This window comes from Verrucosispora sp. WMMD703 (assembly GCF_049178935.1).
Taxonomy (GTDB): Bacteria; Actinomycetota; Actinomycetes; order Mycobacteriales; family Micromonosporaceae; genus Micromonospora; species Micromonospora sediminimaris.
In genome coordinates this window covers 878741-900780 of sequence record NZ_JBMHMM010000004.1, presented here as the reverse complement: position 1 = coordinate 900780, position 22040 = coordinate 878741, and the positions used below count along the sequence as shown (strand labels likewise).

The following is a 22040-nucleotide window of genomic DNA, read 5'->3' as shown; positions in this document are numbered from 1 at the left end:
CCGTGAGGAGATGACATGGCGGACAACCGGAACCAGGTGGTCGTATCCCGCCGCCCGGTGTTCTGGATCGGGCTGCTGGTGGGCCTGGTCGCCCTGTTCGACCTGCAGACGTTCCTACCGGGCAACGCGGTCACGCTGCCCGGCCAGCAGCAGGCCGCCCCGGTGTTCCGGAAGCTACTGCCGCAGGGGTGGGCGTTCTTCACCAAGTCGCCCCGCTCCCCCGACCTCTCCGTGCACGCGATCCGCCCCGACGGTCGGTTGGACGACATCACCACCGACGCGTACGCCGAGCCGCGGTACGCCTTCGGGCTCGACCGGTCGGCCCGCGCGCAGGCCACCGAACTGGCCCTGGTGATTTCCCGGATCCCCGGATCGGTCTGGCAGCAGTGCCGGCAACCGACAGCTGCCTGCCTCGTCGAGGCGATGTCGACGTCGGCCACACCGGTCCGCAGCGGTGACGACACACCCTCGGTCTGCGGCCCGGTCGTCATCGCCCGTACCGAGCCGGTGCCGTGGGCGTACCGGGACCTGGTCGCCGGCGAGTTCCGGTACACCCACGTCGTTCGCTTGGAGGTGTCATGCTGACCAGCCGCCCGTCGAGCATTTCCGTTGCGGTGCCCTGGGGGTCCTGGCTGGGGCTCGCCCGTACGCTGCTCGCCACCGCGACCGCCGCGACACTTGTGTTCACTGACGCCGACACGCTGTTCACGCCACTTCTCGGCCGGGGACCCGGACCACACTGCACCGGCCTGTCCGACATCGGCGCCTTCTGTCTGGCCGGGCCGGAGCACGCGGACCTGGTGCGGTGGGCGTGTGTCGCGGTACTGCTGGTGGTGGCGAGCGGGTGGCGACCCCGGTTCACCGCCCTGCCGCACTGGTGGATCGCCTTCAGCGTGAGCACCAGCGTGTCCATCCCGGACGGCGGCGAGCAGGTCAACCAGGTACTCACCCTGCTGCTGGTACCGGTCCTGCTGGCCGACCCCCGCCGCTGGCACTGGCAGCCGTCGCCCCCGGGGGACCGGGTGGTGCGCCCCGGCGGTCGGGGCATGGTGCTGGTCGCCACGGCGGTCGTCCTGCTCTTCGCGATCCGTCTCCAGGTCGCCGGCATCTACTTCCAGGCGTCGGTGGCCAAGCTCAGCAAGGCGGAGTGGGCCGACGGCACGGTGATGTACTACTGGCTCAACCATCACAGCTTCGGCTCCCCCGGCTGGTTGCAACCGGTGACGGACGCCCTGGTGAACCAGCCGGTGTCGGTCGCCCTGCTGACCTGGACTCCGCTGGCGATCGAGTTCGCCCTGGCCGTCAGCCTGCTGCTGCGTCCGGCCGTACGGTGGTGGCTGCTGCCGTTCGGTGTGCTGCTGCACGTCGGCATCGCGGTGCTGATGGGGTTGTGGAGCTTCTCGCTGGCCATGATGGCCGCCCAGGTGCTGTTGCTCGTGCCGATGGGGGCGAACCTGCCCGGCTCCTGGCGGGCAGTCCGGGAACTGGTCGGTCGTCGAGGTGCCCAGGAGCCGGGCGAGGGTGCCCCGGGCGCGGTTGCGGAGCCCACCGAGCGGCCGAAGAAGGACGAACCGGTGCTGGCGGGCCAACTGTCGCACTGAACACGCGGTGTCCGTACGACGAGGGCGAGCCCGGGTCCGCTGCCGGATCGCCCGCACCGATGCGCCGGCTGCATCGCTGCCGGACACATCGACTGCCGGTACGCTGCATCGGCGGCATCGGCTCGTTCCCGCGTGCCGTGGCCACCGTCGTCCAATGGGCGAATTACCCATCGATCCCCGCACGGGCAGCTGAAAGGTGAACCGACACCATGACGGCGGTACCAGGTGAACTGCCCGCTGCTGCGGATCCGGCGAGCACCGGTCAAGCAGCGGAGGACCTACGGACGCTGTTCGGGCAGTCCATTGCCGTCTTTGCCGCACTGGCGGGGCCGGAGCACCTGGTGGAGGCGGCCAACCCGGCGTTCTTCGCCGCCATCGGCGAGCAACGGGCCAGCACCGGCGTACCGCTCGTGGAGGTGATGCCCGAGCTGGCAGCTCAGGGCTTCATCGCCCTGCTGGACGAGGTCTACCGCACGGGTGAGCCCTACACCGGCCGGGACGTCCGGGTCGTGCTGGGCACCGAGCCGCACGCGCGGGAGGCGTACTTCGACTTCACCTACGAGCCGCGCCGCGACGCCGACGGCCGCGTGGTCGGCATCGGTGTGATCGGCGTGGAGACCACCCAGGTCAAGCAGGCCCAACGGCTGATGGCCGAGCACCACGCCCTGCTGGAGCAGATCGCCCGTCAGGCACCGTTGACCGAGGTGCTCGACGGGATGGCGCGCAGTATCGAAAATCTCGCGCCGCAGGAGATACTCGTCTCCGTACTGCTCGCCGACCCCGATGGTCGGCATCTGCGGCACGGTGCCGCGCCCAGCCTGCCGGACTTCTACAACCAGGCCATCGACGGGATCGCCACCGGTGAGGGCGTCGGATCCTGCGGCACCGCCGCGCACCGGCGGGAGTCGGTGATCGTCACCGACATCGCCGCCGATCCGTTCTGGGTGGACTTCCGCGACCTGGCCGGGCGGGCCGGACTTGCCGCCTGCTGGTCCACGCCGATCCTGGCCCGTGACGGCAGCCTGCTGGGCACGTTCGCCATGTACCACCGCACCCCGCGCGTGCCGCAGGACACCGATCTGGCTCTCGCCCGGATCTTCGCCGGCACTGCGGCGCTGGCCATCGAGCGCCACCACATCGAGCAGGCGAAACTCGCCGCCGAGGCGCGCGCCAAGGCAGCCCACGACGAACTCGCCAAGGCGGTACGCGCGGAGCGGGGACTTCGTGCCGAGGCCGAGCAGCGGGCCGCCGCCGCCGCGGAACTCAATGCCCAGATGCGGGCCGCCGCAGCCGCGCAGGCCGCCTCGCCGCACCCGGAGACCTGCCAACTCGGCGGGCCCCAGGAATGCACCGCACCGGCCGAGATCAAGATCGCCGACTCGTGGGGCGACTCGGCATGGGGCTGTCCCCGCCATGTCGAGGAAGCCATCCTCAACGTACGGGCGGTCTTCATCGCCAGCGAGGAACTCGGCGGCCTGGCCGCCTACCTCAACCGCTGACCCGCCATTCTGCGACCCTCGTCATCGAAGGTCACCTACCGGCGGTCGGGTCGCTGCTCGCGGTGGCCACGATCGATGTGGTCCTTTGCGCTGGCCACGGGCCCTGCACGCCTTGTCATATCACCGTGAGTCACCATCTCGACACACCTCTACCCGGTCGGGCGGCGGGTCACCAACACTCCTCTCATGGAGAGCAGTGGGCGTGAGCGCAGTGACGAGCGTTTTGAGAAGGTGGCCGAGGAGACCTCCGAGACGGTGACCCATGCGGCCAGCGTGCTGGAGGAGGAACTCGCGGCGGGCATCGCCAGCGCGCGGCGGCTGGAGGAGAGGCTGAGCGCCGACCGCAGGGTGGACCCGGAGGCGTTCGACGAGCTGGTGACGCGGGTCCGCACCGACGGGCACGCACTGATCGACACCGTGGTCGCGCAGTTGAAGACCTCCGACGACCGGCGTGGTGAGGTCATCCGCCGGTACACGTCGGACGCGCACGACGCCCTCGACGGCGTGCTCAACCTCGCGCGGCTGGTGCCGGACATGGCGAACGGGCTGGTCGACCGGCTCAAGCCGGAGGCCACGCAGCAGCCCGCGCCCTCGGACCGGTAGCCGGACCACCGGCGTGGCCGGCGGTCATGTCACGCAGATGCTGGAGCGCTATCGCTCTCTCGCGATCGACGCGCTCCTCGCTGGCGTGCCGTCGGGCGGCCCGCATTACCTCTACGACCTGGTGAGCGAGTACCCGCGGCGTTGGGGCAAGGGGCTGCGTGCCGCCCTCTGCCTCGCGGCCTGCCGAACTTTCGGCGGCACGCTGTCGGTGGGACTCAACGCCGCGGTGACCGTGGAACTGTTTCACAACGCGTTCCTCATTCATGACGACATCCAGGACGAGAGCGAGCAGCGGCGCGGAGCAGAGACCCTGCACGGCGAGTACGGGGTCGCTGTCGCGCTCAACGTGGGGAACATGACGAACCTGCTCGCGTTGCAGCGGCTCGCCGCCAACCGTCGGGCCCTCGGCTCCGGGATCGCCTGGCGGCTGTTCGAAGAGACCCAACTCATGCTGCGTCACTCGTTGGAGGGGCAGGCGATCGAGGTCGGTTGGATCCGGGACAACGTCTGCGACCTCGACGCGGACGACTACTACCGGATGTGTCTGAAGAAGACCTCCTGGTACACCTGCATCTACCCGTGCCGTACCGGCATCCTGGTCGCCACCGGTCAGCATGACGCGGTCGACGTCCTCGACCGGTACGGCTGGTATCTCGGTGCCGCCTTCCAGATCCAGGACGACGCGCTCAACCTCGTCGGGGACTTCGCCCGGTACGGCAAGGAGATCGCGGGTGACCTCTGGGAGGGCAAACGGACGCTGATCCTCATCGACTTCATGCGGCGGTGCACCGGGGACGAACGCGAGCGGCTCGTCGCGTTCCTGCGCCGGACCCGGGCGCAGCGCACGGCGGCCGAGGTGCGTTGGCTGCACGGGCGACTGCTCGCCTACGAGTGTGTCGAGTCTGCCCGCCGCAGCGCCCGTGACCTGGCCGCCGCCGCTTTCCGGGAAGGACAGCGGGCGTTGGGACCGGCGGCCGAGACCGAGGACGGACGATTCCTGCTTGGCCTACCGGAGTACGTCGTGGAGCGCAGCCGGTAGCGACAGGTGCTCAACCTGAGGCCCCGGGCGGTGCCGTGCTCCGACGGACCTTGAGGGTGGTGCCCAACTCCAGGCCGACCTGCGACGCCCGCTCCCCCCGACCGAGGGCGAGCGCCAGTTCGGTGGCGGTGACGGCCATCTCGGTCAGCGGCTGGTGGATGGTGGTCAGCGGCGGGTCGACCAGGTCCGCCAGGGGCAGATCGTCGAAGCCCACCACGCTCAGGTCGATCGGGATCCGCATCCCCAACCGCCGTGCCGCCTGGTAGACGCCGAACGCCTGCAAGTCGTTGGCCGCGAAGATCGCCGTCGGACGGTCGGGGCGGTTCAGCAGGTCGAGCGCGGCCGTCTCGCCACCTTCCCGGGACAGTTCGGCACGAACGATCAGGTCGCCGCTCAGGCCGGCGGCGTCGCACGCGGCACGGTAACCGTCCAGCCGGGCCCGGCAGCACAGGATCCCTTCGGGCGCGGCGATCATCGCAATCCGCCGGTGGCCCAGTCCGATCAGGTGACGGGCCGCAGACCGACCTCCGGCCCAGTTCGTCGCTCCCACGAAGGGAACGTCGTCCGGCAGTTCGACGGTGGGGTCGAAGACCACGAACGGGATACCACGAGCGCGAAGCTGGTTGCGCTGCTCCTCATCCAACTGCGCCACCGTCACGAGGCAGTCCGGACGGCGGGAAAGAGTGTCGTCGATCCAGTAGCGGATCGCGCTGCGCTGCGGGCCGAACTCCGTCAGGATGACGCCCACACCGTGCTGTCGCGCGACGCGCTCCACCCCTCGGATGATCTGCACGCCCCACATGTCCTCGATCTCGTCGAAGACAAGCTCCATCATGTTGGACCGGGCGGCCGGCGACGACCTGCGATAGCCGTGTTGGTTGATCGCGGCTTCGACGCGCGCCCGGGTCTGTGCCGCCACACCGGACCGACCATTTATGACCTTGGAAACGGTCGGCACCGATACACCGGCGGACTCGGCGATGGCGGCGATCGTCACCGGTCGCAACGGATCGCCGAGTTGCGGCTCCAGGTCAACGGACTGCTCGCTCGACTCGGCGCGCGTCAACCTGGCCACCTTCTCACCGATCCCTAGTGGCCGCGGGGCCCGCGTCGGCCATCGCCGAGCGGCCGATGGCCGCTACACCGTTCAGGGCGCAAGGATAACCGTTCAGTCCGGCGTCGGGGGTGACGCCGCCGGGCACACCACGCCGGCATCAGCCCGGACCCGAGGCAGCCGCACCCGGCACTCTCATTGACGTCGATCGAAGAAAGTTGTAACGTCTCGCCCGGAAACTTTCTGGGCTTCGATGTCGAAAGTTTCCTCGCGGGAGTTCCAGGGCTCGTCGCGGACGTCAGGGCAGCGTCCGCATATTCCCTCACCCTTCGTTGCGCGCGGCCGGGCACCCATCGGTACGCCAACCACCGCGCATCCCGGCCGTGACGGCTAGAAGGCCCGAGTCTTCGTACGCCAAGCCCCTGTGCTGGTAGCCCGTCCGCCGAAAGCACGAACCGGCGGAACGGCCGGTCCACGACACGGGCGCCACTATGGCGAGGAGTTGCTGATGAGTTCGCAGAACAGACGAAGGACCCCCTGGCGGGCCGGCCTGGTCGCCGGCTCGGTCGCCGCGCTGATGTTGGCGGGGACGATGGTGACCGGCAGCGCCCAGGCTGCGGCCGGCTGCCGGGTGACATACGACGTCTCGTCCCAGTGGCCGGGCGGTTTCACCGCCAATGTGAACGTGACGAATCTCGGTGACCCGATCAACGGCTGGGAGCTGGCGTGGACGTTCCCCTCCGGCCAGCGGGTGACCCATGCCTGGAACGCGACGGTCGCCGCGTCGGGTAGCCAGGTCACCGCTACGAACATGAGCTATAACGCCGCCGTCGGCACGAACGCCACGGTCTCGTTCGGCTTCAACGGATCCTGGACGGGGAGCAACACCGCACCGACCCCGTTCACGTTGAACGGGGTCGCATGCACCGGGAATGTCGGCCCCTCGCCGACGCCCAGCGTCTCCCCGACCGTCCCCCCGACCGCGTCACCCACGGTCTCGCCGACGGTGACCCCACCTCCCGGGAACCGGATGCAGATGGTGGCGGCGATGCAGCCCGGCTGGAACCTGGGCAACACCCTTGATGCCATTCCCGACGAGACCGCCTGGGGCAACCCGCTGACCACCCGGGAGATGCTGCGCCACATCAGGTCACAGGGCTACAAGAGCATCCGGCTGCCGATCACCTGGAGCAACCACCACGGGCCGGCACCGGACTACACCATCGACCCGGCCTGGCTGGACCGCGTCCGCGAGATCGTCGACTGGTCCCTGGCGGAGAACCTCTACGTGATGATCAACCTGCATCATGACTCCTGGCAGTGGATCAACGCCTACCCCACCGACCGTACGAACGTGATGGCTCGGTACCAGGCGCTGTGGAGTCAGCTCGCCGACACGTTCCGCGGCCACTCGTCGAAGCTGGTCTTCGAGAGCATCAACGAGCCCCAGTTCACCGGCACGTCCTCCGACGCCGAGAGCGACCAGGTCCTGCACGAGCTGAATCTGGCATTCGTCCGCCTGGTACGCCAGTCCGGTGGAAACAACGCCACCCGTCTGCTGGTGCTGCCCACCTTGCACACCAGCGGTGAGCAGGCCCGGATGGACGCGTTGCTGACCACGTTCGACGAGCTTGACGACCCCAACCTCGTCGCCACCATCCACTTCTACGGCTGGTGGCCGTTCAGCGTCAACATCGCCGGCGGCACCCGCTACGACAGCAACGTCGAGCAGGACATCATCGGCACCTTCGACCGGGCGTACAACACGTTCGTGTCCCGCGACATCCCGGTGATCATCGGCGAGTGGGCCCTGCTCAGCTACGACTACACCCGGCCGGGCATCATCCAACGGGGCGAACTGCTGAAGTTCTTCGAGGCCGTCGGCCACCACGCCCGCATCCGGAAGCTCACCACCATGCTGTGGGACGCGGGTTCATTCCTGCACCGACCCGAGCTGCGCTGGCGGGACCAGGGCATATACGAGTTGATGATGGCGAGCCTGACGACCCGCTCCGCCACCGCTTCCACCGATCAGATCTACGTACCCCGCACCGGCGACATCACCAGCAGATCGCTCACCCTCAACCTGAACGGTGCCTCGTTCCAGAGCCTCTGGCACGGCAGCACCCGACTGACCAGCGGCACCGACTACTCCGTCTCCGGCAGCACCCTCACGCTGACCCGGGCGGCCGTCACCCGGTTGGCCGGCAACCGGGCCACCGGCGTCAACGCCACCATCGAGGCCCGCTTCTCCCAGGGCGTGCCGTGGCGGATCAGCATCATCAGCTACGACCCGCCCACCCAGACCGCAGCCACCGGCACGACCAGCGGGTTCACAATTCCCACCCAGTTCCGCGGTGATCAACTCGCCACCATGGAAGCCGAGTACGCCGACGGCAGCGCCGCCGGACCGGCCAACTGGACCACGTACAAGGAGTTCTGGAGCAGCTTCCGGCCCGACTACAGCGCCAACACCATCCTCCTGACGCCCGAGTTCTTCGCCGAGGTCAACGACGGCGCTGTCACCCTCACCTTCCACTTCTGGAGCGGCACGCAGATCACGTACCGGCTGACGAAGTCCGGCAACTCGATCACCGGCAGCCCGGCCTGACCATTGCGCGGTGTGGCCGGTGCGGAGTCCCGCACCGGCCACGCCGGGCACCGCCGAGGTCAACCGCCGAGAGTGGCAAGTTCCGAGACGACGACGTTGGTCAGGGCCCGCCCGTCCCGGCGGACCTGACGGAGATACCACTTCTGGATCGGTGCGTGCGTGGACTTCGCGAACTGCCAGGGCCCACGAGGGCTGTTGAGCTGCCCGAGGCCGGCGATCGCGGCGTTGATCTGCTGCGGGGTGGGGTTCGTGCCCGCCGCGGCGATCGCCCGGTCCAGCACGGCTGCCGCGTCGTACGACGCCATCACGATCGACGTGGGCACCCGGCCCGGGTAGGCCGCGTTCCAGGCGGCGACGAATTCCCGGTTGGCCGCGTTGTCGAGGTCGGGCGAGTAGTTCAACCCGTTGTAGATGCCCTCGGCCGCGTCGCCCTGCTCGACCAGGCTCGCCGGCTCGGTGACGAAACCCGCCGCGTAGAGCGGCAGGTCGGCGACGGGGGATTCGGCGTACTGCTTGACGAAGGTGATGGCGTTCTGCGCGTCGAAGAAGCAGTAGACCGCCTCGGCGCCGGACTCGGCGATCTCGTCCAGGTACGGCCCGAAGTCCTCGGTGACCGGGAACGGGCTGAAGACGGCCTTGCCGCCTGGGTTGGCCAGTCGGCCACCGAGGTCGGTGAAGGTGTCGACGAACCCGCGCAACTCGTCGCGACCGCTCTGGAAGTCCGGCCCGATGGCGTAGACGCTGCCCTCCCCCACCTCCTGCTTGACGAACGGGGCCATTGCCACACCGGGCTCGACGGAGATCAGGTTGGTGTGCCAGACGTACGTCACGTCGGTCAACGCCGGCCGCCCCAGCGCACCTACCAGCGGAACCTTGTGCTGATCGATGAGCGGAAGGATGGCGGCGACGCTACCGCCGTTGATGATGCCGGTGATCGCCGAGACTCGATCCTGCTCCAGCAGCTTCGTCGCGGATTCGACGGTCACGTCCCGTTCGTATCCCTCGTCGGCGACGATCAGCTCGGCCGGGTGACCGCCCAACTGCCCGCCACGCATGTCGAGGTAGAGCTGGAAGCCGTCCCGCAGCTCGGAGCCCGGCGCCTCAAGCGACCCGGCCAGGGCGGTGATCATCCCGATCCGGATGGTCTGCCGTTGCGGCTCCGATCCGCCGTCACAGCCGGCGCTGACGGCGACCAGCACACCGGTCAGCAGGGCTGCGCCGAGCCGTCGGGCGGTTGTGGCGCGTCGGGTGGGGTGGCTGGCGTTCACAGCATCCCCAGCAACTGGGACCGCACCGCCGGGGTCAGCACCTCGCCCATCCGGTTCGCCAGGTCGGTCATCTCGTACGAGACCTGGCCCACGTCGCAGACCGGGGACGCCAGCACGAGCAGTGAGGCCCCGTCGCTGAACGACATGCAGAACATGAAGCCGCCGTCCATCTGAGTCACGTTCGAGATCACCGTTCCGGCCTGGAAGAACCGGGCGGCCCCGACCAGCAGGGCGATCAGACCACTGCCGGTGGCGGCGAGCTGATCCGCCCGATCGCGGGGCAGGCCGTGATTGTGTGCCAGGACCAGCCCGTCGGTGGAGATGGCCAGGGCATGACTGACCTCAGGAGTACGGCTCACGAAGTTCTGCAACAGCCAGCTCAGGTCGTTCGGGCTTGTCACGACGTCACTCCAGATCGGGGAGGGGTGGACAGTCAGCGTCAGAAGGAGTTGGGGGACCGGCGTCCGGCGACGCCCTTGGCGTAGGCCGACATGGCCGCCGCCACAGTTGCCGGATCCAGCTTCCGCTGCGGGTCCGCGCTCGGTTGCGGCGTATCGGGCACCAGATGGGGCTGCGGCACCCGGCGTGGCAACCCGACCTGGGTGGACGGCGCTGGAGTGGCGGTCGCCCATTTCTCACCGGCATCGACCGGCCAGATGACGGCCACCGAGTCGCCGTCGAGGGCGGTCTTGAACCAGCCGTTCACCGTCGGTCCGGCCGGCAGCCCCACCGCGGGTTGCGGCTGAGCTGCTGGCTGGAACAGCGGTGCGGGTACGGGAGGCGCGGCGACGGAGCTGGGTGGCGCCGGCGTGCTCGCGCGTACCGCGCCGGCACCGACCGGGACCCGTCCGGCATTCGGCACGGGGTTGCCGGAGCCGGCCACGGGGAGGCTGGCGCGTGTCCCGGAGGTCATGGCCGGACGCCCCCCGGCGGCGGAGGGTCGGCCCCGGCCCAGTTCGGACTCCACAGGTTGCGGCTGCTGGACCGGCCGGCGTACCACGATCGATGCCGGCAGCGTGATCTCTGCGACCGTTCCGCCCGTCGGCCCGGGGCGCAGCTCGACCCGGACGGCGTGCCGGGCGGCGAGCCGGGCAACCACGGTCAGGCCCATGGCCCGCACGCCCGACACGTCGATCGACGACGGATTGGCGAGCGCCATGTTCAGCTGCTCGCACCGCTGGGTGGAGAGCCCGACGCCCTGGTCCACCACCTGCACGATCGCCCGGTCGGAGAGGGCGTGCCCGGTGACCAGCACCTCGGCCTCCGGCGGGGAGTACCCGGTCGCGTTGTCCAGCAGCTCGGCGACCAAGTGCACGATCTCGTCGACCGCCGTACCGGCGATCGCCAATTCCTTGTCCACGGTGCCGATCCGGACCCGGGTGTAGTGCTCGATCTGGGACAGCGCGGCCTGGATCACGTGGTCGAGCGGAACCGGCTCCTGGCGTACCCGGGAGATGCCCGAACCACCGAGCACCAGCAGGCTCTGGTTGATCCGGGCCATCCGGGTCGCGAGATGGTCCAGTTGGTACAGCTGCTGGAGACGTTCGGGGTCGGCCTCGTCGCGCTCCACCTCGTCGACCTGGGCGAGCATCGCGTCCACCAGCCGCTGCTCACGTCGAGAGAGATGGACGAAGATCTCCGCGATGTTGGCCCGCATCACCGCCTGTTCGCCCGCGATCCGGACCGCTTCCCGGTGCAGTGCCCGGGTCGCGGTGGCCACTTCGGCGATCTCGTCGGAACCGGTGATCCGGAATTCCGAAACGGAACGGTCCGCCACCTCGTTGGGCTGCACGCTGCCGGGAGGGGCCGCGGTGAGCTCCCGGACGACGGCCGGTAGCCGGTCGTACGCCACCTTGGTCACCGTGTTGCGCAGCGACCGCAGCCGGCGGGTGATCCGCCGCGCCACCACACCGGTCAGTACGGCGGTGAGCGCCAGGACCAGGAAGATGCCGACGCCCTGTAGCAGCGCGTTACGCAGCAGTTGCCCACGCTCGGTCGACACCCGGTCGGCCACGGCGGCATCCAGGTCGCTCTGGATCCGGAACATCTGGCTGACCCAACCGTCGGTGGCCTCGACCCAGGCGTCCGGATCGACGGCGAGCCGCCCGCCGGGCAGCGTCCGGCCCACCTGGTCCTGAAGCCGTTGTGCGGCGACGACCTGGGGATCGGTACCGATCTGTTCCCAGCTGGCTGCCCAACCCGGTTCGGCGAGGGCCAGGAAGGCGTTGGTGGCCTCGGCGTATCGGGCCTGGGCACCGACGATCTCCTGCTGTCCGGCCGGGGTCAGCTCGCCCCCGGCGAGGCTGCGCAGCACGATGACCTGAAGCTGACCGATCGCCTCGCCCGCCTCGGAGACCGCCACCGCAGCCCGGACGTCGTCGGCGATGTTCGTCGAGGTGTCGGTGGCCACGGAAGCGCGGAAGGTCAGCAGGTCCGCGACGAGAATTCGGTAGCTGAAGGCGATCGCGGAAAGGGTGGCGCGAGGGCTCGATCGGACCTGCTCGCGTACCGAGCCGAGCGCCGCCAGACCGGCGTCGATCCGTTGCAGGGCGGAATTTCCGGTCGCCACCTCGTCCCTGCGTTGTTGGAACTCGACGATCTCGGCGTCGGTCCGGGCAACCTGGTCGTCGAAGGTGGCGCTGGCCGCCTGGCTCTGGGTGGTCACCTCGACCGCGGCGATCACCCGTTCGGCCTGTAGCGCACGGGCGAGCGCGCCGGCCTGGGTGGAAAGTGTGACGACGTCGTGCACGGTGCCCGCGTTGAGCACCTGCCGGACCGTGCCCTCAAGGGCCAGGCCGGCGAAGGCCACGACTGCGATAAGTGGTACGGCGACCAGCAGCCGGAGCAGACGGACGATGCTGCCCCGGGCCAGCCATCCCCGGCGCGCTTCGGCATGGGTACGCACTGCGGCTGCCGCTGTAGCACGTGTCACCGGCGTACTCCGCCCCCTTGCCTCATCGACGTTGATCTCAGCAGAAACCGACACATACGTCGGTTACATGGTGGAGGGTGGGCGTGCCTGCCCACGTCAGAGCGCCATTCCTACCACGATGTATCGGTTCACCTCTAGATCCCTACTCGCCCGCTCGTGGGTTGACTGACGTCTCGGACATGAACCCGAAGCGCGACAGCGAAACTTGTTCAACCAATCGGCGCGAACGAATGGCGGAACGGGCGAGGCCCAACCTGGCTCGATCTTGTTATGCCTCGACCTATACCCCGTGGGGGTATATGGTGATGTCCGGAGGCGATGACATGTCCCACGGCGACACCCAGCACCACCCGAAGCAGCACGGGCACGACAAGCACGCCGGGCACGACCCTGCGGCGTTCCGCCGCAAGTTCTGGCTGAGCCTGGCACTGACCGTGCCGATCGTGGCCACCAGTCACATGGTGATGGACTGGCTCGGCTACGAACTGGACTTTCCCGGGATCAGCCTGGTGGGGCCGGTGCTCGGCACGGTGGTCTTCGGCTACGGCGGCTGGCCCTTTCTCCAGGGCGCGGTGCGCGAGATCCGGGATCGGGCGCCGGGCATGATGCTGCTGATCGCGATGGCGATCACGGTTGCCTACGTGGCCTCGCTGGCCACCTCGTTCGGTGCCTTCGACCTGGACTTCTGGTGGGAACTCGCGGCACTGGTGACGATCATGCTGCTCGGCCACTGGCAGGAGATGAAGGCGATCGGCCAGGCCCGGGGCGCTCTGTCGGCGCTTGCCGCGCTGCTGCCCGACGACGCCGAGCGGCTCGACCCGGACGGAGCGCCGCACCGGGTGACAGTGGCCGAACTGGGCGTCGGCGATGTGGTCCTGGTCCGTCCGGGTGCCCGGGTTCCGGCGGACGGCACCGTGGTGGACGGTCGCGCCGAGATGGACGAGTCGATGATCACGGGCGAGTCGCGCCCGGTGTCGCGCGCCACCGGCGACCGGGTGGTGGCCGGCACGGTGGCCACCGACGCGGCACTGCGGGTCCGGATCGAGGCGGTCGGGGACGACACAGCGTTGGCCGGCATCCAGCGGCTGGTGAGCGAGGCCCAGCAGTCAAGCGGCCGGGCACAGGTGCTGGCCGACCGGTTCGCCGCCTGGTTGTTCTACATCGCCACCGCGACCGCCGTGCTGACCCTCGTGGTCTGGTCGCTGCTGGGCAATGTGGACGAGGCGGTCGTGCGGACGGTGACGGTGCTGGTCATCGCCTGCCCGCACGCGCTCGGACTGGCCATCCCGCTGGTCATCGCGCTGTCCACGGCGGTGGCCGCCAAGGGCGGCATCCTGGTCAAGGACCGACTGGCCCTGGAGCGGATGCGCACGGTGGACGCGGTGCTGTTCGACAAGACCGGCACGTTGACCCGGGGCGAGCACGTCCTCACCGATGTCGCCGCCACCACCGGCACGACCGAACGGGACGTCCTCGCCATCGCGGCGGCGGTGGAGGCCGACAGCGAGCACCCCCTCGCCCGGGCGATCGCGACCGCCGCCGCCGACCGGAGCGACAAGCGGACGGCGTCCGGGTTCCACGCGATGACCGGCCGCGGGGTACGCGCCGAGGTGGACGGGGTGAGCTACGCCGTCGGCGGTCCGGCGTTGCTGCGGGAGCTCGACGTGAGCGTGCCGGAGGACCTCGACGAGCACCGGCAGGACTGGTCGCGTCGTGGCGCCGCAGTGCTCTACCTGCTGCGGCTCAGTGACGACGGCGGCGCCGTCGTCCTCGGTGCCCTCGCGTTGGCCGATCAGGTGCGACCGGAGGCCCGGCAGGCCGTCGCCGATCTGCGCAGGCAGGGCATCCGCAAGATCATGATGATTACCGGGGACGCGCGTCCGGTCGCCGAGGCGGTCGCCGCCGACCTCGGATTCCGCGCCGGCGAGGACGAGGTCTTCGCCGAGGTGCTACCGGCGGAGAAGGACGACACGGTGACCGGGCTCCAGCAGCGTGGGCTGCGGGTCGCCATGGTGGGCGACGGGGTCAACGACGCACCTGCCCTGGCCCGCGCGAACGTCGGCATCGCGATCGGCGCCGGCACCGACGTGGCCATCGAGTCCGCCGGGGTGGTGCTCGCCTCCTCCGACCCGCGCGGGGTGAGCGGCGTGATCCGGTTGTCCCGGGCCGCGTACCGGAAAATGCTCCAGAACCTGGCCTGGGCCGCTGGCTACAACGTGGTCGCGCTGCCACTCGCCGCCGGGGTCCTGGCCTGGGCCGGCGTGGCGCTGAGCCCGGCGGTCGCCGCCGTGCTGATGTCGGCCTCCACCATCGTGGTCGCGCTCAACGCCCAACTGCTGCGCCGCGTCGAACTGCGCCCAACGGATTGAGCACCCGTCAGGGCAGCTTTGTAGCCCGTAGGCTTCGACACCGAGATAGCAGTCCTGCTCCGCAACGACCGTCCTTTCGCCGCCGTCAGAAGAACGGGGGAACGGTACGGTCCGTAAAGAGCAGGAAACCGGCGAATGGCAGCAACTGGACGACGATCGTGGCCAGGGCGCCGACGAGCCGGGTCTCCCGCCGTGCGGGAAACCCGGCCCGCCGGGCCTGCCGCCTGTTGAACAGCACGGAGCAGCCGACGAGGACGGCGGACGCGAACGCGATCAGGACCGCGACCCCGATCGCGCCGTCCTGTCCGTACAACGGGACGACGTCGTTCCAGATCCTTGCGCGGAGGTAGAAGACGAGGCCGTCCACCGCCCCCAGCGGAAAGATCCAGAAGTACCCGATGAGGGCGTTACCGGCCAGCCAGGTGAGGGCCACCCTGAGTCGGCTGGGGTGGCCCGCCACGGTCGTCACCTCGTCGTCGCTCCCCTCAGTTACGGATCAATGCGTTCGTCGCCTCGAAGCAACGGTAGACACCCATGGTCTCCCGGCCGTACACCACCGAGTTACTGCCGTCGCCCTGGTACGACGCCAGCATCTGTTCGATTTCCTGATCGGTGTAGGTCAGCCGTTGTCCGCTGATGCCGGCCCGACGGTGACCCCCCTCGAACAGGATCAGCGGCACCGTGCTGATGTTGTAGTTGTCGTTCTCGTTGAGCGATCGCCAGGTATCCCACATGACATGCCAGTCGCTCGCGTCCTGTGCGGCCCCCGGCACCAGACCTCGCCCCTTGGCCCAGTTACGAGCCCGGATCGCGCTGGCAGCGAAGATCTGCGACACGCCGGTGCTGGAGTCGGGCCGCTCCGGCATCGGGGTGGGCGGCGTGCCCAGGTGGCCGCTGTTCTCCCAGGCTTCCAACTGCTGCCGGTAGACGTACCAGAGGCGGACCGCAGCGTCGGCGACCGACTCCTCCAGAGTCTGCTTCCAGTACTCCCAGAAGGGGTTCGTCTGCAACAGCGCCTTTCGGACGTTGTAGCCCCGCGAGAGGTTGGTGATCAGCTCGTCGTGTGCGAGCACCTTGTCGAGGGTCTCCTCGATGCTGTGGATCAGGCCCACCTTCGGTGTGTCCAGCGGATTGAGATAGTTGCGCAGGGCCGTCAGCAGAGCCGATCGGTAGGACATGTCGAAACGGACATCAGGCTTCGCGGAGGTGTCCCGTACGCGGCTCTGGCCGGGATCCCGACCCGAGTAGATGTTGTTGTCGATCTCGATCTGACCGGCTCCGGAGCCGACGGTGATCGTGGTGATCTGGTCGAAGGCCCAGTCGTACGGCAGCGGGAAACCGAGGTTGCCGCTGAAGCCGGTGGAGAGGTCGGCGACGAAACTCGACGTGGTCAGGCCCAGGGCGGCCAACCGGCTGCACACGTTACGCGCGCCGTAGACGCCGATCCGGTACGGGTGGCCGAGTAGCTCCATCGTGTTCTGGATCGCCCGGAAATGTGGGATGACGTAATCGGTGATGTCCGTGTTCAAGGCATCGAAGTCAACCGCGTGGTAAATGATGGTGCCGCGTTCGAATCCGTACCCACTCGCCGCCTGAACGCACAGGCTTGCGTCCAGGTGCCCCTGCTGAGGGCTGAAGTAGGATGCCTCGCCGCCCCAGGTCTGGTAGATCGGAAAGCAGCGCAGCCCGGCGTTGAACATGGTCTGCAACTCGCCCGGCTTGATGTTCTTGTCCAGACTCGTGTTCGGCACGTTTGTCAGATACCTACCGATGACCCGATAACCCAGGTCGTAGAGGGTCTGGGCGCGGGCGGCGGTGATCGTGGTGACACAGTCCACCGCATTGCCACGGCGATCGGTGTCCCCGGTGCTTACCAGCAGCGAGCACCAGGTCTGGAAGTCGCCCTTGCCGGTCACCGGCAGCGCCACGAACTGCTGGAACAGCCGCGCCTGATCGCTGACGGACTGGCTGAAGACACCGTCGAAACTCACCGGGTACCGGTTAAAGATCATGCCCGCCTGGAAGAGGCGGATGAAGTTTGACGACCCGGAATCGTGCTGACCGACAGAGATCGCGCCACGAGCCCTGAGGGCCGACCGCGTACCCGGCCCGAAGTTGCCGTTGGCTCCGGCCACGTTCAACTCGATCTGCAACGCCCAGATCAGTGCCTTCGCCACGTCGCGCGATGGGTGCCCGTCCGCCGGCACGATGTAGAACCAGGACTGGTCGATGAAGCTACGGTTCATCCACTGTTGCACCGATCGCACGGCAGGCGAACCGTTCTCGACCACCACGTACGCGTCCATGGTCAGCAGCGCCTTGAACTCTTTCGGGCTCAGGTGGTAGTTGACATCGGTGAACCCCATGTTGCGCCGCAACTGGTGAATCGACTCGGTGGTCACCTCACCCCATGTCCCGCTGATGTCCTCGCCGTAGTAGCCCTTGCAGTACAGGCCGCACTGCATGATCTTGATGATGTTCGTTGGTGATCCGTTCGTCGTCGCGCCGACCCGACTCAACGTCGTGGGTCCGAACGAGTCGGACGTCGCGGTGATACCCAGTTCGAGTTGCAGGGCGCGGGTCAGTGCGAACATGGTCGGCCATCCTGTACGCCCGTCCTCCGGCGCGGGCACGTAGCCGGCCCGGTTGCCGTAGGTCGCATTGACCCACTGCTGCGCTCGGAGAACCCATTCGTCGACGGAGGCCGCAAGCAGGCCGGTGGAGCGGATGTTGGCCTCGAGCAGCCGCATGTCGCCCTGCATCCTGGCCAGCGGCGGGGCCGGTTTGGGGGTGACAGCGGCGGAATCGGCCAACGGCTTGCCCGGTGGCACCTTCCGCGGCCCTGCGGGATCGGCGGGGGCCGCCGAGGCAGGGCTCGCCACGGTCGCGCCTGCACCGGCGGCGGCAGCACCGACTCCGAGAATTTGCAGCAGCTTCCTGCGGTCGATGTTCGTCATGACACCCCGTTTCTTAGAAGGGTTTCTCTACTGTGGATCACGATGACGATTGACGTTCATGGGTGACGCGAGGACGTGGGTCGACTAATTCATTTCTGAAGTGCGGTGACCGGGGACAGGCGAGCCGCTCGGGCGGCCGGTAGTAGTCCGGCGAGCAGGCCGGACATGGCACTGATCGCGCAGGCGATCAGAGCAACTCGGATCTCGATGACAGGAGTCCATCCATTGGCGACGGACGCCACCGAGGTGGTCAGGACGCCGAGCAACGCGCCGGTGACGCCGCCGAGAAAACCAAGGGCGGCGGTCTCGAGAACCAACTGGAGGAAGATGTGACTGCTGCGGGCTCCCACAGCTCGCCGCAGTCCGATCTCGCCGGTGCGGCCGGCGATTCCGGCGGTGGTGGCGTTGCCGATCGAGATGGTGCCGATCAATAGTGCGATTACGCTGATCATGAGCGTGGAGCGTGTGGTGTTGTCTTCGATTTCCCGCCGGAGGGTGGCAGGGTCGGGCGGTGCGATGGCGCGAAGCTCCGTCGGTGCTTCGGGGCGCAGCGCCAGGGGTGCCTGTCGCCCGATGAGCTGGGCCGCCCCGGGGAAGGTCTCGATCAGTACGTCCTGCTTGGTGCCCCGGCCGCCGACGGGCGATCCGAGCCGATGGGCTACCGAATACGGGATGATGGCCGCCGCCAGTGCTTCCGGTCTCCGCGTCACGTCATGGTAGATGCCTATCACTGTGAATGGTCTGCCGGCGATGAACACAGCCACCCCAACGCGGTGCACTCCGAGTTGTCTGGCAACGACTTCGGAGAGCATCACGACAGGCGCTTGCGCATCTTCCTGGAAACTGTCGAAGTACCGCCCGGTCGTCAGCGCCGGAGCGATGACCCGGAGTGCGGAGGGGTCTGTTCCCAGGACGGGAGCGCCGACGACCCCGTGCCTGGGATCCGACGTTCGGTGCAGGGGTTGTTCTGGCAGGGCGACGCGCCGCCCGGCAGCGACGACACCGTTGAGCCGGGTCAGCCGCTGCAGGGCCGGCTCCGCGAGCCACGGCTCTCGGTCATCGGACACCTCCGGCTGGACGACGACCTCGGTCGCCCGCCGGACGTCGAAGGAGGAGGTGACCTGCTGGTTGAGGGTCGAGCCGAGGCCGAGGCTCGCGACAAAGGCCGCCGCACCGACGATCGTGCCGACGACGGTGGCGAGGGACCGGCCAGGGTGGCTGAGCACCGCCAGCGCGGCTTCACCGGCCAGATCACCGAGGCGCAGTCGGGACGGGCGGATGCTCAGGTCGGTCGGCCTGCTACGGCGCCTGGGAAGCCTCATCGTGACTCGTTCAGGAGGCCGTCGATGACCTGGATCTTCCTGCGCGCCTCGGCCGCAACGTCGGCGTCGTGCGTCACCACCACCACGGTGAGACCGTTGGCGTTCAGCTCCCGCAGCATCGCGACGACGATCGCGGTGTTGGTGCTGTCGAGATTCCCGGTGGGCTCGTCGCAGAAGAGCACCTGCGGCTGAGCGGCCACCGCGCGGGCGATCGCCACCCGCTGCTTCTCACCTCCGGACAGTTGACGGGGATCGGCGGCTGCGCGGCGCCCCAGGCCGACCCGCTCCAACGCATCGACGGCCAACCGGCGGCGCCGACCGCGCCGGTACCCCCCGTACAACATGCCGAGCTCGACGTTCTCCAGGGCCGTTCGCCCCGGCAGGAGATGAAACGCCTGGAAGACGAAGCCGAACAGACGGCATCGGATCGCCCCCCGCATCGCCGCGCTGCAGGTGCTTGTCTCCATGTCGCGGATTCGATACGAACCAGCGGTGGGCACGTCGAGCAGCCCGAGCAGGTTCAGCAGAGTCGACTTTCCAGCCCCCGAAGGGCCGGTGATCGACACATAGTCGCCGGAGTCGATGTGAAGATCGACGGCACGCAGGGCATGGACGGGCTGACCCTCGTGATACACCCTCTCGACGCCCTCAAGTGTCAGCATGGCTCACCGGTCCGAGTGAAGTTCGCCGACCATTACCTGCACGCCCTCGGTGAGGCCGGGTCCGGTGGGCTCCCTCAACTCGACCCATCCACCTGCGGACCGCCCAGCGGTCATGTCGATGTCGTTCGTCCTGGAACTGCCGTCGACCACCGTGACGAATGTCGAGCCGTCCGGTCGTGAATAGACGGCCGAGACCGGCACGGCCAGAACCTCCTCCGCCGTGGCGACACGGATCTCCAGTCGAAGTGAGCCACTCGCCCCTTCCAGGGGCGCCTCGGTGAACCGGCAGCGGACCTGGAAACCAACCTGTCCGTCCGCACCTTCCTGCGGTTGACTGCCGACCGAGGCCACCTCCGCCGTCCTCGTTTCCCCGGTCAGGTCATCGGTGACCTGCACTTCCTGGCCGGTGTTCACCAGGTCCCGCTGATCGAGGGCGATGGCGGCCGAGATGGTCGGGGCCTGCTGGTCAAGCTCGAACAGGAGGAGCTTCGGATCGTCGAGAACCTTGCCGACACGGACGCCGACCTTGCTTATCCGGCGGCCGCTCTTGTCGATCAGAAGAGCGGCGGACTGCGGGAGCCAGACGGCCGATGGCGAGGAATCGTTGGCATTGCCGGAGCCGGTCTGCCAGTCCATGTCCTCAATGCGGTAGCCGCGATCGTGGTAGAAGCGGCTCAAGTGTCTGCGGGTCTGTCCGTCGAGGGCTCCGCTCACTGCGACGGGGTAACCCACTCGACGCAACATCCGCTGCACAGCTGTCACGTCCGGTCCTCGGGCATCCGTCGTGATGTCCCGATAAAGCGGAAAGGGCAGTTTCATGGCGAACATGGGTTTCCCTGAGCTCTCCAGGAGAGCCCGACCCTCCGCCACCGAATCTCCCGGTTTGACGAACAGCCTCGTCACGACGCTGTTTGCGCCGACAGCGGCGACCGGAAGAGTGATCGCTCTGCTGCGGCCGGCGGTGAGGCGTCCACGGAGCACGACCGGTTCGGCCAACGACCGACGCTCCACCGTGGCAGTGACCAACGAGGGTGAGGGCGGCGCCGCGTCCGCCGCCACCTGCTGCGGAGTCCGCAGCGTCGGGCCGAGGAAGATCGCACCCCCGGTGACGACCACCACCGCCAGGAAGAAGGAGCAGACGAGCAGCAGAAAACGACGGCGGCCGGCCATGATCGGATGACGTGACGTCATGCCGCACCAATGAGGTCGGCCGACTGCTTGGCCAGGTCGATGACCTTCGGGTTCAGCTCGACAAAAAGATGCTCATTTTTCTCGATCAGGTCACGCTGCACCTCGACCGCCACCCGCAACTGTTCGCGAGCCATACCGGTATCGCGTCGACACTGAAACCAGGCGACCGCCAGACGGCTTTCGGCGGGACCGGCGCGGTATTCGCTCGCAGGCACCGCTGGACCGATCTCGATCGTCCCTGGCATGCGCTTGGGCTCCCAGAAGTCCAAGCCTGCTGCGGCGTCAGTGCCAACCGGTACGTCGAACAGAGCGGGATTCGGCGATTTCAGGAAAGCGGCCTCGTCTTTCGGCCCATGCCCTTTCGATGCCAGACAGGAGAGCAGCTTCTGCGGCCATTGGGAACCCATGCCCTCATCGATAAGTGGCATCAGCGGCTCGGAGAGCTTGTTCCCAAGCTCGAAGTAGGCGTAGTAGACGTCCTGACTGTCGTCCGAGAGCGCCCGCCACGCCTCCGCGGTGCACCGATCGTAGGCGTCGTCGTAGCTGGGGTCGGAGCTGACCACGGAGGGCGGAGCCGAGAGCGAGTCGCGGCCGAAACCGATCCGGCGAGCCTCAGCCTCCGATGCCGGCCCGAACGACGACTCGGTGATGCGGAGATGTCGGAACGGATTCCTCGGCTCCCCCAGCATGATGTTCAGATTCTGTGGGTACCCCTCCCCGGCGAGGCACTTGTTGCGCACCTTCAGCTGCGCATAGTCGATCTGGCCCAGCTCCTCGCCCAGGAATAGCGAAAATGGCTGATCCGATTCTGCTGCGGAAAGATCAGCCGCAGGAAGGCGCTCGTCCTGCCAGCAGCCCCCGGAGGAAAGCAGGACCGCCGCTGCGACGACGAGGGCGGCAAATTGTTGACGAGTTGCTGGCATCATGCCCCT

The 22040-nt window shown here is 68.2% G+C and carries 17 protein-coding genes; 7 read left to right on the top strand and 10 right to left on the bottom strand.

The window, feature by feature from the left end; all coding sequences use genetic code 11:
• The first annotated feature begins 15 nt into the window (after positions 1 to 15).
• The 5 genes from ACN26Z_RS04795 (at position 16) to ACN26Z_RS04775 (ending at position 4742) form a co-directional block, all read left to right on the top strand.
• Positions 16 to 585, top strand: coding sequence for an SdpA family antimicrobial peptide system protein (locus tag ACN26Z_RS04795; protein WP_282240161.1), 570 nt, complete (start codon positions 16 to 18; stop codon positions 583 to 585).
• The gene (locus ACN26Z_RS04790) at positions 579 to 1601 is read left to right on the top strand and encodes a sporulation-delaying protein SdpB family protein (protein ID WP_282240162.1); all 1023 of its coding nucleotides are present in this window, start codon (positions 579 to 581) and stop codon (positions 1599 to 1601) included. Before ACN26Z_RS04795 ends, ACN26Z_RS04790 begins: the two co-directional genes overlap by 7 nt.
• 209 nt (positions 1602 to 1810) lie before the next feature.
• Entirely contained in the window at positions 1811 to 3100 is a 1290-nt protein-coding gene (locus tag ACN26Z_RS04785; protein WP_421460018.1) for a GAF domain-containing protein, read from the top strand.
• Between the two features lie 186 nt (positions 3101 to 3286).
• Positions 3287 to 3703 carry a hypothetical protein gene (locus tag ACN26Z_RS04780; RefSeq protein WP_093408461.1) on the top strand — a complete coding sequence of 139 codons (417 nt, stop codon included), beginning with the start codon at positions 3287 to 3289 and terminating at the stop codon, positions 3701 to 3703.
• A gap of 37 nt (positions 3704 to 3740) precedes the next feature.
• Entirely contained in the window at positions 3741 to 4742 is a 1002-nt protein-coding gene (locus tag ACN26Z_RS04775) for a polyprenyl synthetase family protein (RefSeq protein WP_421460017.1), read from the top strand.
• A 10-nt stretch (positions 4743 to 4752) separates the two neighbouring features.
• Here ACN26Z_RS04775 and ACN26Z_RS04770 read toward each other — a convergent pair whose 3' ends face one another.
• Positions 4753 to 5817, bottom strand: coding sequence for a LacI family DNA-binding transcriptional regulator (locus ACN26Z_RS04770; RefSeq protein WP_198413226.1), 1065 nt, complete (start codon positions 5815 to 5817; stop codon positions 4753 to 4755).
• A gap of 487 nt (positions 5818 to 6304) precedes the next feature.
• Here ACN26Z_RS04770 and ACN26Z_RS04765 point away from each other — a divergent pair, with 487 nt between their 5' ends.
• Complete coding sequence (locus ACN26Z_RS04765; protein WP_421460015.1) at positions 6305 to 8407, top strand: cellulase family glycosylhydrolase; 2103 nt, start codon at positions 6305 to 6307, stop codon at positions 8405 to 8407.
• A gap of 59 nt (positions 8408 to 8466) precedes the next feature.
• On the opposite strand, the gene ACN26Z_RS04760 is transcribed toward ACN26Z_RS04765, so the two are convergent.
• The 3 genes from ACN26Z_RS04760 to ACN26Z_RS04750 are packed head-to-tail and all read right to left on the bottom strand — an operon-like array spanning position 8467 to position 12607.
• A complete protein-coding gene (locus ACN26Z_RS04760) occupies positions 8467 to 9675 on the bottom strand; it encodes an ABC transporter substrate-binding protein (RefSeq protein ID WP_421460013.1) in 1209 nt (402 codons plus the stop codon).
• Entirely contained in the window at positions 9672 to 10076 is a 405-nt protein-coding gene (locus ACN26Z_RS04755) for a roadblock/LC7 domain-containing protein (protein WP_093408465.1), read from the bottom strand. The genes ACN26Z_RS04760 and ACN26Z_RS04755 overlap by 4 nt, the downstream gene beginning before the upstream one ends.
• A gap of 38 nt (positions 10077 to 10114) precedes the next feature.
• The gene (locus ACN26Z_RS04750; RefSeq protein ID WP_170863553.1) at positions 10115 to 12607 is read right to left on the bottom strand and encodes a nitrate- and nitrite sensing domain-containing protein; all 2493 of its coding nucleotides are present in this window, start codon (positions 12605 to 12607) and stop codon (positions 10115 to 10117) included.
• 323 nt (positions 12608 to 12930) lie between these two features.
• Between ACN26Z_RS04750 and ACN26Z_RS04745 the strand changes: the two genes are divergently transcribed.
• On the top strand, positions 12931 to 14976 hold the full coding sequence (locus tag ACN26Z_RS04745) for a copper-translocating P-type ATPase (protein ID WP_421460010.1): 2046 nt from the start codon (positions 12931 to 12933) through the stop codon (positions 14974 to 14976).
• A gap of 85 nt (positions 14977 to 15061) precedes the next feature.
• Here ACN26Z_RS04745 and ACN26Z_RS04740 read toward each other — a convergent pair whose 3' ends face one another.
• From ACN26Z_RS04740 to ACN26Z_RS04715, 6 genes are all read right to left on the bottom strand, one after another.
• Positions 15062 to 15445 (bottom strand): hypothetical protein, encoded by a 384-nt coding sequence (locus tag ACN26Z_RS04740; RefSeq protein WP_421460009.1) that lies wholly within the window; start codon positions 15443 to 15445, stop codon positions 15062 to 15064.
• Positions 15446 to 15461: 16 nt separating this feature from the next.
• Positions 15462 to 17933: a glycoside hydrolase domain-containing protein gene (locus tag ACN26Z_RS04735; RefSeq protein WP_421460007.1), complete on the bottom strand. Its 2472-nt coding sequence runs from the start codon at positions 17931 to 17933 to the stop codon at positions 15462 to 15464.
• An 89-nt stretch (positions 17934 to 18022) separates the two neighbouring features.
• Complete coding sequence (locus ACN26Z_RS04730; RefSeq protein WP_421460006.1) at positions 18023 to 19159, bottom strand: ABC transporter permease; 1137 nt, start codon at positions 19157 to 19159, stop codon at positions 18023 to 18025.
• 92 nt (positions 19160 to 19251) lie between these two features.
• Entirely contained in the window at positions 19252 to 19917 is a 666-nt protein-coding gene (locus tag ACN26Z_RS04725) for an ABC transporter ATP-binding protein (protein ID WP_093408477.1), read from the bottom strand.
• Positions 19918 to 19920: 3 nt separating this feature from the next.
• Positions 19921 to 21108, bottom strand: coding sequence for a hypothetical protein (locus ACN26Z_RS04720; RefSeq protein WP_421460004.1), 1188 nt, complete (start codon positions 21106 to 21108; stop codon positions 19921 to 19923).
• Entirely contained in the window at positions 21105 to 22034 is a 930-nt protein-coding gene (locus tag ACN26Z_RS04715) for a hypothetical protein (RefSeq protein WP_282240173.1), read from the bottom strand. Before ACN26Z_RS04715 ends, ACN26Z_RS04720 begins: the two co-directional genes overlap by 4 nt.
• Positions 22035 to 22040: the final 6 nt, after the last annotated feature.